The organism is Cryobacterium sp. TS_SC_7 (assembly GCF_056156285.1).
In genome coordinates, this window is the sequence record NZ_CM149589.1 from 586687 (window position 1) to 599064 (window position 12378).

The window sequence follows — 12378 nt, forward strand, 5'->3', positions numbered from 1 at the left end:
GGGGCGACGGTCAGTTCGACTTCGCCGTGATCCACACCGTCAAGGCGACGATGGACCCCAGGCCGAAGATCCAGAGGAAGAGACCTTCCGAGACTGGTCCGAGGGCACCCAGGGCGAATCCACCCGGAGACGGGTTGGTGTCGAGGTACTTGAGGTACGTGATGATGTCCCGCTTGCTCTCGGGGGAGATGTTCATGTCGTTGAACACGGGCATGTTCTGCGGACCGGTGACCATGGCCTCGTAGATGTGCTTCTCCGTAACGCCGGCCAGAGCAGGTGCGTACTTGCCCTGGGTGAGGGCACCACCGGCACCGGCGACGTTGTGGCACATCGCGCAGTTGATGCGGAAGAGCTCGGCACCGTTTGCCGCATCGCCTTCGCCGTCGAGAAGTGACGCATCGGGAAGGGCGGGGCCGGGAGCCAGAGAAGCGACGTACGCGGCGAGGGCTGCGGTCTGCTCTTCCGTGAACTGAACAGCCTTCTTTTCTGCCTGCGGGCCGTTGAGCTGCATGGGCATGCGCCCGGTGCCGACCTGGAAGTCGACCGAGGCCGCGCCGACACCGATCAGGCTGGGACCGCTTCCGGTTCCTTCCGCCGCCAGTCCATGGCACGTCGCGCAGTTCGCAGCAAAGAGCTTCTGCCCTTCGCCGACGGTCTGCTGTGACGCGGCGGTGGTTTCTGCGCTGGCGGTGCTGGTGCTGAACGCGGCGTATGCACCGCCTGTGAAGAGGAGGCCGATCGCGATGAGGGCGACGCTGGCAAGCGGGCTGCGGCGGCCGGCTTTGCGACCGCCGGACTGCTTGGGTGTGCTAATCGTGGTCATACGTGGTGTCCACTCCGACTTTCTATTTAAGAACGTAAATGACGAGGAACAGCCCGATCCAGACAACGTCGACGAAGTGCCAGTAGTACGACACGACGATGGCGCTGGTTGCTTCCTTGTGGCCGAAGTTCTTGACGGCGAAACCACGCCCGATGACGAGCAGGAACGCGATCAGCCCGGCAGTCACGTGAATCCCGTGGAACCCTGTGGTGAGGTAGAACGCGGAACCGTAGGCATTGCTGGTGAGCGACACGCCTTCGGAGACGAGAGTCGCATACTCGAAAACCTGCCCGGAGACGAAGATCGCACCGAGGGCGTAAGTCAGGAAGAACCACTCGACCATGCCCCACTGGCTGGGCTTCCAACCGGTGGACCGGGACTGGAGGCGCTCGGCCGCGAAGACACCGAACTGGCAGGTCACGGACGATGACACCAGGATGAGCGTATTCACCAGAGCAAAACTGAAGTTGTGCTTGTCCGCCTCGAACAACCACAACTCGGGCGACGTAGACCGAAGCGTGAAGTAGATGGCAAAGAGCCCGGCGAAGAACATGACTTCGCTGCCCAGCCAGACGATAGTGCCCACAGCCACGCTGTTGGGCCGGTTAACAACGGGCGCAGTGGCCGTATAAGTAATTGATGGGCTCGTCACCGTTCCATTATGGCCGATTTCCTGTCGTGTTTTTCGCATCCGGGCGAGCCTGTCGCTCATTTGCCGGAATGACTACCGGATTGAAACAAACGCGCCCCCGGAAGCGAATTCGGGCCCGACAGTTGAACTCGCTAAAATCGTCTCATGCTTGAAATTCAGTCCTGGCCCAACGTCATCAGCGCGCTACTTTCCGGTGAGGACCTGAGCGTGTCGGATGCGGCGTGGAGCATGGAGCAGGTGATGCTCGGCCAGGCCACTCCGGCTCAGTTGGCAGGGTTCCTGGTCGCGCTGCGGGCCAAGGGGGAGACCGTGGACGAGATCGTCGGATTCCGGGACGCGATTCTCGACCATGCCGTGCCCCTGATGGTGAACCCCATGGCGCTCGACATCGTCGGCACCGGGGGAGACCGGTTCGGAACAGTCAACATTTCGACGATGGCGTCGATTGTGTGTGCCGGCGCGGGCGTTCCGGTGATCAAGCACGGTAACCGGGCCGCGAGCTCCGCGTCCGGATCGTCCGACGTCCTGGCGGCTCTGGGCATCGACCTGACGCTCTCCGCCGACAAGGTCGCGGCCATCCTGGATGCGGCCGGGATCACCTTTGCGTATGCGGCTGCGTTCCACCCCGGTTTCCGTCATGCAGCTGCTGCCCGTTCGGAGCTCGGCATCCCAACGGTTTTCAACTACCTTGGCCCCCTCTGCAATCCGGCCCGACCCGAAGCGTCGGCCGTGGGCGTCGCGAACCTTGATCGCGTCCCGCTGATCGTCGGGGTCTTCCAGACTCGCGGAGCCACTGCCCTTGTCTTCCGCGGGGACGATGGCCTGGACGAGCTGACCACGACCGGGCACAGTCATATCTGGGAGGTGTCGCGCGGTCTGGTCACGGAACATGACATCGACCCGCGCGATCTCGGTCTGCGCCGTTCCTCGATCGGCGAACTCGTCGGCGGTGACGCTGACCACAATGCCGGCGTCGTTCATTCCATGCTGGCCGGCAAGGTTGACGCGGTCCGGGACATCGTGCTTCTGAACGCCGCCGCCGGGCTGGTCTCCTTCGACCTCGCCAATGATCCGTCCCAGGCCCAGCTGAACATCCTCGACCGTTTCCGCGACAAGATGGCCGTGGCCGCGGAGGCAGTCGACTCCGGTGCGGCCACGGCCAAACTCGCGGAGTGGGTCGCAGCCAGTCGGCTGTAGTCCACTCGGACGAGGACGGGCCTGCTAAACGACGTCTTCGTCGACCCAGCCGAAGGTCTTCGTGACGGCCTTCTTCCAGTTGCGCAGTTGCCGATTGCGCTCCTCCTCGTCCATCTTCGGAGTCCACCGGCTGTCTTCCTGCCAGTTCGCACGCAGTTCCCCGAGGTCGCTCCAGAACCCCACCGCCAGGCCGGCTGCGTAGGCCGCCCCGAGCGCCGTGGTTTCGGCAACAACCGGACGCACGACCGGTACTCCGATGATGTCCGCCTGGAACTGCATGAGGGTGTTGTTGGCAATCATGCCGCCGTCCACTTTCAGTTCGGTCAGGGGCACTCCCGAGTCGGCGTTGACCGCATCCAAGACTTCACGGGTCTGAAAAGCCGTGGCCTCCAAGGCCGCGCGGGCGATGTGACCCTTGTTCACGAACCGCGTCAGGCCGACCAGTGCGCCACGGGCGTCCGAACGCCAGTATGGGGCGAACAGGCCAGAGAAGGCCGGCACGAAGTAGGCGCCGCCGTTGTCGTCGACGGTCTTGGCCAGCGTTTCGATCTCGTCGGACGTACTGACCATCCCGAGGTTGTCCCGGAGCCACTGCACGAGGGCGCCGGTGACGGCGATCGACCCTTCCAGTGCATAGTGCGGCGCCGCGTCGCCGAGTTTGTAGCCCACGGTGGTGAGCAAACCGTTCTTCGAGTGCACGATCTCTGTGCCGGTGTTGAAGATCAGGAAGTTTCCGGTGCCGTACGTGTTCTTCGCTTCGCCCTGGTCGAAGGCGGCCTGGCCGAAGGTGGCGGCCTGCTGATCACCGAGGATTCCGGCGATCGGAACCTCCCGGAGCAGGCTGTGCTCATTCACGATGCCGTAGACCTCAGAGGAGGAGCGGATCTCGGGCAGCATCGACTTCGGCACGTTGAAGGCCGCAAGGATCTCGTCGTCCCACTGCAGAGTGGCAAGGTCCATGAACATGGTGCGGCTGGCATTGGTGACGTCAGTCGCGTGGACGCCGCCCTCGAGGCCGCCGGTGAGGTTCCACAGCACCCACGAGTCGGTCGTCCCGAACATCAGGTCGCCGGCGTCGGCTTTGGCACGCGCTCCCGGCACGTTTTCAAGAATCCAGACGATCTTCGTGCCGGAGAAGTATGTCGCCAGGGGGAGTCCGACCTTCGCCTTGAATCGTTCGACACCGCCGTCGGCGGCGAGCCGGTCCACGATCGGCTGGGTGCGGGTGTCCTGCCAGACGATGGCGTTGTAGACGGGGATGCCGGTGTGCCGGTCCCAGACGACGGCGGTTTCGCGCTGGTTCGTGATGCCCACGGCTTCGATGTCATGACGGGTCAGGTTCGCCTTGGACAGGGCTTGTCCGATGACCTCACGGGTGTTGTTCCAGATCTCCATCGGGTCGTGTTCGACCCATCCGGCGCGTGGAAAGATCTGCTCATGCTCATGCTGGCCGACCGCGATAATGGATCCTGCCTTGTCGAAGATGATCGCTCGCGAACTCGTCGTTCCCTGGTCGATTGCGATGATGTACTTGGCCATTGAAATGCCTCCTTGAAATGAACGATCTGAGTGAAAATGTGTTCTCGATCTTCGGGTTGCCGTCTTTTCGACAGCACAAAGTGGGCCGATTCAGACTCTGAACCGGCCCACTGACGGGGCTAGGTGAGGATGGGCAGAAGGAAGAGCGATGCCCAGCCGGCGAGAACGCCGCCGATCACCGGTCCGATCACCGGGACCCAGGAGTACGCCCAGTCGGAGGACCCCTTTCCCTTGATCGGCAGGACGAAGTGGGCGATACGCGGTCCCAGGTCACGAGCGGGGTTGATCGCATAACCGGTCGGCCCGCCGAGCGAGGTGCCGATAACGAGAACGAGCAGCGCGACGGGTAGCGCCCCGAGAGCAGCCAGACCCCCGCTCTCTCCCTGACGCCCGCCGCCGAAGGCCAGGACCACGAAGACGAGCACGAAGGTGCCGATGATCTCCGTGATCATGTTCCAGGCGTAGGAGCGAATGGCCGGGCCCGTGGAGAAGACCCCGAGCTTGTTGGCCGGATTGGGTTCCGCGTCGAAATGCTGTTTGTAGGCCAGCCAGCAGATGATGGCTCCGATGAAGGCGCCGACGAATTGGGCTGAGATGTACGTGAGGACGGACAGGAAGTTCACCGGAACGCCCGAACCGAACTCCGTAGCCCCTGAGGCAACGAGGCCGAGGGTGACGGCCGGGTTGAGGTGTGCACCGGAGTTGTAGGCCACGATGACACCGACGAAGACAGCGAATCCCCAGCCGACCGTGACCATGAGGAACCCGCCGCCGAGGCCCTTGTTCTTGGCCAGTGCGACGTTGGCGACCACACCGGTTCCGAGGAGGACGAGCATTCCGGTTCCTAGAACTTCCGACAGAAATACAACTCCAATATTGTCCACGTTGACCTTCCTTGGTGAGGCTGGAGGTGCCGGAGCAACCCGTCGCGGTGAGCGATCGGCAACACCATAGCGCGGCCATTTCGTAATCGGAATGGGCAGGTAGGCGCGCAAATATCAGGCCCCTTTACCGGGACCGGGCCGCGAGCGTAAGTTGAGCACCGAATCTGCTCACTCCGGCCCGGCCCGTCGACCGCGCCGTTCATTCACCCCGATCGAAGGAAGAGCCATGAAGAAACTCGTCAATGATCCCAAGAACGTCGTCGCTGAGGCCGTAGCCGGGTTCGGTGCTGCGCACGCCGACATCGTGCGGGTCTCGACGGACCCGGTCTACATCGTGCGCGGTGACGCACCCGTTTCCGGGAAAGTAGGTTTGGTCAGCGGTGGAGGCAGCGGGCATGAGCCGCTGCACGGCGGCTTCGTCGGTTTCGGCATGCTGGATGCCGCGGTTCCCGGCGCCGTGTTCACGTCGCCGACGCCGGATCCGATCCTGGCCGCGACGAAGGCCGTCGATGGGGGAGCCGGGGTGCTCCACATCGTCAAGAACTACACCGGGGACGTCCTCAACTTCGAGACGGCCGCCGATCTCGCAGCAGCGGAAGGCATCGACGTGAGGTCCGTCATAGTCAACGATGACGTCGCGGTGAAAGATTCCCTGTACACAGCAGGACGACGCGGAGTGGCCGGGACAGTACTGGTCGAGAAGATCGCCGGCGCCGCGGCGGAGCGAGGAGACTCCCTGGACGCGGTGGCCGCGGTTGCCGAGAAGGTCATCTCCCAGGTGCGTTCGATGGGTGTGGCTCTGACCCCCTGCGTCGTGCCGCATGCAGGCGAAGGCAGCTTCACCCTCGCCGACGATGAGATCGAGATCGGGATCGGCATCCACGGCGAGCCGGGACGTGCGCGGATCAAACTGGAGCCGGCCGACGCCATCGTCGATCGTCTTCTCGGTCCGATTCTGGAAGACATCCCGTTCGTGCGCGGGGACCAGGTCCTCCTCTTCGTCAATGGGATGGGCGGCACGCCGCAAATCGAGCTCTACATCGTCTTCCGCCGTGCGGCCGAGGTGCTCGCCGAACAGGGGATCACCGTGGTCAGAACGCTGGTCGGCAATTTCACCACCTCCCTCGAGATGCAGGGCACGTCGATCACGGTCCTGAAACTCGATGACGAATTGACGTCTCTGTGGGATGCGCCCGTCCAGACCGCCGCGCTACGGTGGGGACGGTAGTAGAAGGAGAACCCATGAACTTGAACGCCACCTGGGCGAAAGCCTGGATCCGGAGCAGCGCGCAGGTCATGAGCGAGCACCGAGTCGAGTTGATCGATTTGGACCGCGAGATCGGCGACGGCGATCACGGCGAGAATATGGATCGCGGATTTCAGGCGGTCCTGCACAAGCTGGATGACCTACCCCCGGAGGCCGGACCGGGCGACGTCTTCAAGTTCGTTGCGACCACTCTCATCTCCACGGTGGGCGGTGCCGCCGGACCGCTCTACGGAACGGCCTTCCTCAAGGGAGCCGTCGCGATCTCAGGGACGATCGAACTGGACGGCCCGGCCCTCGTCGCCTTCCTGAGGGCTGCGCGGGACGGCATCGTCCTGCGCGGGAAGGCGGAATCGGGGGACAAGACCATGGTCGACGCCTGGACCCCGGCCGTCGATGCTGCGGAGGCCGCCCTCGCTGGGGGCGCGGACGATCGGGCAATCCTGTCTGCCGCTGCGGACGCTGCGGAGGCAGGAGCACTCGCGACGGAGCCGCTGATCGCAAGGAAGGGACGGGCCAGCTATCTCGGCGAGCGGGCCATCGGTCACCGGGATCCGGGTGCGCAGTCATCCGCCCTTCTGTTGCGCGCCGCGGCCGCCACCGCGACGACGGCCTGAGGTGGCCGCGGCAGCAGGTCGAGTCGGCCTGGTCTTCGTGTCTCACAGCTCGATGATCGCAGAGGGCCTGGTCGATCTCGCACGCCAAATGGCACCCCATGCGCGCATGATCGCGGCGGGAGGGACGGATGACGGTCAGATCGGGACCAGCTTCGCCAAGGTGGTCGGCGGCATTGAGCAGGCTGACCTCGGCGAGGGTGTCGTGCTGCTGTGCGATCTGGGATCGGCGATCCTGACCTCCGAGACCGCCCTGGACTTCCTCGACGATGACGTGCGTTCTCGAGTGCGCATTGTGGATGCTCCTCTTGTCGAGGGTGGCGTCGCGGCTGCGGTCGCCGCCGAGGTCGGGGGAGACCTCGAGTCCGTGGTGCGCGCAGCACGCTCAGCCGCCGGCGCGGAACCCGCGCCTTCGACAAACGCGGCAGAATCGCCACCACCGTCACTCGTCACCCGCACGGTGACACTCGTCAATAAGGACGGGCTTCATGCCCGTCCGGCAGCCGACTTCGCGAAGCTGGCCAGTACGTTCACAGCCAGGGTCACCGTGAACGGCAAGGATGCCTCCAGCTTGCTGGCCGTGATGTCGCTCGGACTCACGCGCGGAATGACCGCGCAGATTTCGTCCGCGGATCCAGACGGGGCCGCAGCCGTGGCCGCCCTCGGAGATCTTCTGGAGTCGGGCTTCGGAGAAGAGTAGCCGTGGCGGCGACGTGGTCGTTCGGGTGTCACCTGCCGCAAGCACCGCTGCCTCGAAAAGCTCCGCCTGTGTCAGGAAGGGGTCATAGACGACGGAGAAATTCCCTACGGGGGCATGCTCAAGGTTCCGGTGTACCTGATGACCCACATGCCTCGATCTCGGACTTGTCGATGAGATCCAGCTGCACGTCGTGCCGATCCTTCTCGGAGAAGGGATCTCGCTCTTCACCGGGCTGAGCAAGCGCATCAAGCTAGAACGTGTCGACACATCGGCATTCGCCAGCGAGACTCACCTCCGGTACCGCGTTCTCGCATAGAGACACACGAGTCGGGGAAATTTGCAGAATCTACCGGTTCCCGATTTACGAACTGACATAATGTGCATTATCGGTCACATCGAGTCGGGGCTGGACGACACGTTCGGCGCCGACTACGGTGTGCTGAACAGGCTGCCGGCGCCACCGTGTCGGTGTCGAACGCCACCCACCCGAGAGGCGGCTGCAATGCCCGATAGTGTCACGACTTTCGATCTCTCAATGGATTCGAGAGAACTCAGCAACTCGGAGATCACCGGGGTCCGTGTGGGAATCGCTGGAACCGGGCTGCTCGCCCTCGTCGTCGGCATCCTGATCCTGGCCTGGCCGAACACGACGGTTGCCATCCTCGGCGTGTTGTTCGGCCTGTACTTCCTGATCAGCGGAATCGTGCACGTGGCCCGAGGATTGTTCACGAAGGGAGCCTCCGGAAGCCGGGTCCTGAACATCCTGCTCGGCGTGCTGCTGATCGTCGGCGGGATCGTGGCCATCCGGAATCCTCTGGATTCCCTTGCCATCCTCGGGATGCTCATCGGCATCTCCTGGATCGTGGAGGGAGTGGCCGGGCTGGTGGAAGCGGCGCCGGATTCCAGCAGATGGTTCGGCATGGTCTTCGGTGCCATCGCCATCGTCGCCGGCGTCGTCGTGCTCTTGTCCCCCGTCGAGTCGGTTACCGTACTGGTCGTGATCGGCGGCGTGTTCCTGGTCCTGTCCGGAATCTTCCAGCTCGTCCAGGCCTTCACGTTCGGCCGCGGTCGGCGGGCCACGTCGGATACCGTGTAGCCGGGGGCCGCGAGCGATCACCTCAGCTGCGGTCGGCGGCCTCGTCCACATAGTCCGCGATATCGCCGACATAGCGGGTGTTGTTCGACGGAACGGCCTCTACAGCGGCCAGGGCCACCTCGGCGCCGAATTCGCTGACGTTGTACAGCCGCCCGGCCGCATCCTTGCGGGCGTTCATGGTGCCCGGGCTGGCGCGTTCGAGCAGGACAGCCGTGACCGTTCCCTCGATGATGTCGCCGGAGACGACGACGAAGCCGATCCCGGCCTCGGTCAGTTCCGGGATGAGGGCGCGCAGCGCGTCCTCGCCGGCGCGCTTGGAGCGTGCAACAGGCTCGTATTCGGCCATGGTGACCGTCGTCTCCACGAAATGCGCCTGGTGACTGGTGACGAAGACCACTCGAGCACCCGGGGCCAGTAACGGTCGGGCCGCGTTCAACAAATTGACCTGAGCGTCCCTGTTCAGTTGCATGGCGTAATCCTCGGCCATGCCGCTCTCCATGCCCCCGGACGCATTCATCACCAGGATGTCGAGACCACCGAACTCCGCACGGATCGTCTCGAACATCGCCGAGACGGACGCAGCATCCGTCAGGTCCGCACCGACCGTGATGGCCGTGCCGCCCGCGGCGACAATCGCGTCGGCGACCTTGATCGCGCGTGCCTCTTTGTTACGGAAGTTGATGGCAACACGGGCACCCGCCTCAGCGAAGAGACCGACAGTCGCCGCTCCCACACCACGGGACGACCCCGTGACGAGCGCGCGTTTGCCGGTGAGAGAGCCGGCGTCAAGGATGTTTTTGGGTGCAGTACTCACAGGACGCAAGCCTAGCAACATGAGCGGCCTGCCTGGACTCCCCCTGACGAGCAGGTGATAGCTTCGAGGGGAACCGTGATGTGAGGGGCGCAAGAATCAATGGCTGACCTGACCGATTACCTGTGGATCGTGTGGCTTGTTTTCATCCTTGTCTGCGTGATCATCGAGTTACTGTCCCTGGAATTCACCTTCCTGATGATTGCAGTGGGCAGCCTGGCCGGACTGGGTGCGAACCTGCTGGGAGCCGTGTGGTGGCTCCAGATCGTGACCGCCGCCGTTGTGTCGGTTCTTCTGATCCTGCTCATCCGGCCGGTCCTCCTGCGGATGATGAAAAAGGGTGCGGATCAAGTCCCGAGCAATGTGGCCGCGCTGCTCGGCATGAGCGCGCAGGTACTCTCCACCGTTCGCACCTCGGGCGGGATGGTCAAACTGGCCAACGGTGAAACCTGGACCGCTCGCCTCTCCCCCAATACCAGCACGCAATCCGCCGAACCCGGTGAGATTGTGCACGTGGCTGCGATCGAAGGCTCCACCGCCGTCGTCCTCCCCTCGGAAAGGAACATCACATAGTGCTCTCCACCGGAGAATTCATTGGGCAGATCTTCATTGCCGCGCTCCTCCTCGTTCTGGGGGTGTTCGTGGTCGTCGTCCTGGTGCGTGCCATCAAGATCATCCCCCAGGCCAATGCCGGGGTCGTGGAACGTCTGGGCAAGTACCACAAGACGCTCGAGCCGGGACTGAACATCCTGGTCCCGTTCATCGACCGGGTGCGGCCTCTTCTCGATATGCGCGAGCAGGTCGTTTCGTTCCCTCCTCAGCCGGTCATCACCGAAGACAACCTCGTGGTGTCGATCGACACCGTCGTGTATTTCCAGGTGACGGATGCGCGCGCGGCGACCTACGAGATTGCCAACTACCTGGGCGCCGTCGAGCAGCTCACGACGACAACCCTGCGGAATGTTGTCGGTGGTCTCAACCTCGAAGAGGCGCTGACCAGTCGTGACAACATCAACGGGCAGCTTCGGATCGTGCTCGACGAGGCGACCGGCAAGTGGGGCATCCGCGTCGGCCGGGTGGAACTGAAGGCGATCGACCCGCCCCTGTCCATCCAGGACTCGATGGAGAAGCAGATGCGAGCCGAACGCGACCGCCGCGCCGTCATCCTGACCGCCGAAGGCACGAAGCAGTCGGCGATCCTCACGGCCGAGGGAGCGCGCCAAGCGGCCATCCTCTCGGCGGAAGGTGATGCGAAGGCCGCAGTCCTGCGTGCCCAGGGTGAGGCCGAGGCGATCACAACGGTATTCAAGGCGATCCACGACGGTGACCCGGATCCGAAGCTCCTGGCCTACCAGTACCTCCTGACGCTCCCGAAGCTCGCGGAGGGCAGCGCGAACAAGCTGTGGATCGTGCCGAGCGAACTCACGGCGGCGATGAACGGGATCGGTGCGGCATTCGGTCATGCCGCCGCCGGCTCGGTCGTCCCCGCGCCTGTCTCCCCAGCCGGTCAGGCCCCCGCCACCACCGGGCCCTAGGTACGCATGTTCCTCGAGGGGGTCAGGCCGAGGGTGTTCGCCCATCGCGGCCTCTCCCTCGGCGCACCGGAGAACACCCTGCTGGCCTTCCGACATGCGTTGGAAGCCGGCGCGTCCCACCTGGAAACGGATGTCCATGCCAGCGCCGACGGCATCGCCGTCCTCAGCCACGACGCGGACTGTGACGTGGCCGGTACGCGCATCCGTGTGGACCGGCTCAGCATGGCTGAGCTCCGCCGGGTCGGCCTCGGCACGGGGCAGACGTTCGCATCCCTGCGTGAGGGGCTGGACGCGTTCCCGGACGCCCGGTTCAACATCGACGTCAAGTCGGCGGCAGCAGCGGAGGCGACCGCCGTCGCCGTCAGGGACGCCCGCGCCATCGACCGCGTGCTGATCACCTCCTTTTCCGAAGCTCGCCGGCGCACCGCCGTCGGGTTGCTGCCCGGGGTGGCCACCTCGGCATCCGCCCCGGTCATCATTCGCACGGTCCTGGCCGCCGGACTGGGCACCGCCGCCCCCGTCCGGCGCTCCCTGACAGGTTTCGCCGCCGTGCAGGTGCCGGAATCGGTGCGTTTCCTCCGGATCCTCACTCCGCGCTTCATCCGCGCAATTCACGCAGCCGGCGTGGAAGTGCATGTCTGGACCGTCAACGATCCGGACGACATGACCCGGCTCCTGGACTGGGGCGTCGACGGCCTCGTCACCGATCGATGCGACCTAGCCGTGAAGGTCATCGCAGCACGAACCTGAGAGTTGCCTCCGAGAATTGACGTAACGGAAAGATAACGTCCAGCTTGATGGTTTATACCTGAGAGTTGCATCGCGAGAGGAGACCACACGATGGCGGATCGCAGTTTGCGTGGCATGAGGTTAGGCGCACAAAGCCTTCAGAGCGAAGAGGGTGTCACCTTTTCACCACGAGTCAGTCACACGTATCTGTGTGCAACGTGCGCACGGGAGACGGTAATGATCTTCTCGGCGGAGGCGGAAGCCCCTGACGAGTGGGAGTGCCGCTTCTGTTCACAGACAGCAACCCGGTTGGTTGATTCCAAGCCGGTAGTCGTCGACCATTCCGACGAGAAAGTACCGCGCACGCACTGGGACATGCTCCTGGAACGTCGTACCCGCGCCGAGCTCGAGGAACTCCTCGAGGAACGTCTGACGTTCCTGCGCGAACGTCGCGGACAGCAGAAGATCGGCGCCTGATCGGCCCTCTCTCTCGCCCCAATCCGATCAGGCCGTAATTTCCAGCCTGATCCGGCT

General features: G+C 64.0%; 15 protein-coding genes. 10 read left to right on the plus strand and 5 right to left on the minus strand.

The window, feature by feature from the left end:
• Positions 1 to 10: 10 nt before the first annotated feature.
• Both qcrC and ctaE read right to left on the minus strand, forming a co-directional pair.
• Complete coding sequence (qcrC, locus tag AC0J5J_RS02755) at positions 11 to 823, minus strand: cytochrome bc1 complex diheme cytochrome c subunit (protein ID WP_134423390.1); 813 nt, start codon at positions 821 to 823, stop codon at positions 11 to 13.
• A 22-nt stretch (positions 824 to 845) separates the two neighbouring features.
• Positions 846 to 1514, minus strand: a complete 669-nt coding sequence (gene ctaE, locus AC0J5J_RS02760; protein WP_134423392.1) for an aa3-type cytochrome oxidase subunit III — start codon at positions 1512 to 1514, stop codon at positions 846 to 848.
• A 105-nt stretch (positions 1515 to 1619) separates the two neighbouring features.
• Here ctaE and trpD point away from each other — a divergent pair, with 105 nt between their 5' ends.
• On the plus strand, positions 1620 to 2672 hold the full coding sequence (gene trpD / locus AC0J5J_RS02765; RefSeq protein WP_134423394.1) for an anthranilate phosphoribosyltransferase: 1053 nt from the start codon (positions 1620 to 1622) through the stop codon (positions 2670 to 2672).
• Positions 2673 to 2696: 24 nt separating this feature from the next.
• On the opposite strand, the gene glpK is transcribed toward trpD, so the two are convergent.
• Positions 2697 to 4211 carry a glycerol kinase GlpK gene (gene glpK / locus AC0J5J_RS02770; RefSeq protein ID WP_474899392.1) on the minus strand — a complete coding sequence of 505 codons (1515 nt, stop codon included), beginning with the start codon at positions 4209 to 4211 and terminating at the stop codon, positions 2697 to 2699.
• Positions 4212 to 4330: 119 nt separating this feature from the next.
• Complete coding sequence (locus AC0J5J_RS02775; RefSeq protein ID WP_134423398.1) at positions 4331 to 5095, minus strand: MIP/aquaporin family protein; 765 nt, start codon at positions 5093 to 5095, stop codon at positions 4331 to 4333.
• 226 nt (positions 5096 to 5321) lie between these two features.
• On the opposite strand from AC0J5J_RS02775, the gene dhaK reads away from it, so the two are divergent.
• The 5 genes from dhaK to AC0J5J_RS02800 all read left to right on the plus strand — a co-directional run bounded on the left by dhaK (position 5322) and on the right by AC0J5J_RS02800 (position 8769).
• The gene (dhaK, locus tag AC0J5J_RS02780; RefSeq protein WP_134423400.1) at positions 5322 to 6323 is read left to right on the plus strand and encodes a dihydroxyacetone kinase subunit DhaK; all 1002 of its coding nucleotides are present in this window, start codon (positions 5322 to 5324) and stop codon (positions 6321 to 6323) included.
• A 14-nt stretch (positions 6324 to 6337) separates the two neighbouring features.
• The gene (dhaL, locus tag AC0J5J_RS02785) at positions 6338 to 6976 is read left to right on the plus strand and encodes a dihydroxyacetone kinase subunit DhaL (RefSeq protein WP_134423402.1); all 639 of its coding nucleotides are present in this window, start codon (positions 6338 to 6340) and stop codon (positions 6974 to 6976) included.
• A 1-nt stretch (position 6977) separates the two neighbouring features.
• Positions 6978 to 7673 (plus strand): dihydroxyacetone kinase phosphoryl donor subunit DhaM, encoded by a 696-nt coding sequence (gene dhaM / locus AC0J5J_RS02790; protein WP_277613077.1) that lies wholly within the window; start codon positions 6978 to 6980, stop codon positions 7671 to 7673.
• A 190-nt stretch (positions 7674 to 7863) separates the two neighbouring features.
• Positions 7864 to 7989, plus strand: coding sequence for a hypothetical protein (locus AC0J5J_RS02795; RefSeq protein ID WP_474899394.1), 126 nt, complete (start codon positions 7864 to 7866; stop codon positions 7987 to 7989).
• 219 nt (positions 7990 to 8208) lie between these two features.
• Entirely contained in the window at positions 8209 to 8769 is a 561-nt protein-coding gene (locus AC0J5J_RS02800) for an HdeD family acid-resistance protein (protein ID WP_474899396.1), read from the plus strand.
• A 22-nt stretch (positions 8770 to 8791) separates the two neighbouring features.
• Here AC0J5J_RS02800 and AC0J5J_RS02805 read toward each other — a convergent pair whose 3' ends face one another.
• Positions 8792 to 9583 carry an SDR family oxidoreductase gene (locus AC0J5J_RS02805; protein WP_474899398.1) on the minus strand — a complete coding sequence of 264 codons (792 nt, stop codon included), beginning with the start codon at positions 9581 to 9583 and terminating at the stop codon, positions 8792 to 8794.
• A 99-nt stretch (positions 9584 to 9682) separates the two neighbouring features.
• On the opposite strand from AC0J5J_RS02805, the gene AC0J5J_RS02810 reads away from it, so the two are divergent.
• The 4 genes from AC0J5J_RS02810 (at position 9683) to AC0J5J_RS02825 (ending at position 12321) form a co-directional block, all read left to right on the plus strand.
• Positions 9683 to 10153 carry an NfeD family protein gene (locus AC0J5J_RS02810; RefSeq protein ID WP_134423408.1) on the plus strand — a complete coding sequence of 157 codons (471 nt, stop codon included), beginning with the start codon at positions 9683 to 9685 and terminating at the stop codon, positions 10151 to 10153.
• A gap of 20 nt (positions 10154 to 10173) precedes the next feature.
• Positions 10174 to 11115, plus strand: a complete 942-nt coding sequence (locus tag AC0J5J_RS02815; protein ID WP_420898527.1) for an SPFH domain-containing protein — start codon at positions 10174 to 10176, stop codon at positions 11113 to 11115.
• A 33-nt stretch (positions 11116 to 11148) separates the two neighbouring features.
• Positions 11149 to 11865, plus strand: coding sequence for a glycerophosphodiester phosphodiesterase family protein (locus AC0J5J_RS02820; protein WP_241972610.1), 717 nt, complete (start codon positions 11149 to 11151; stop codon positions 11863 to 11865).
• 90 nt (positions 11866 to 11955) lie between these two features.
• Entirely contained in the window at positions 11956 to 12321 is a 366-nt protein-coding gene (locus AC0J5J_RS02825) for an RNA polymerase-binding protein RbpA (RefSeq protein WP_134363750.1), read from the plus strand.
• Positions 12322 to 12378: the final 57 nt, after the last annotated feature.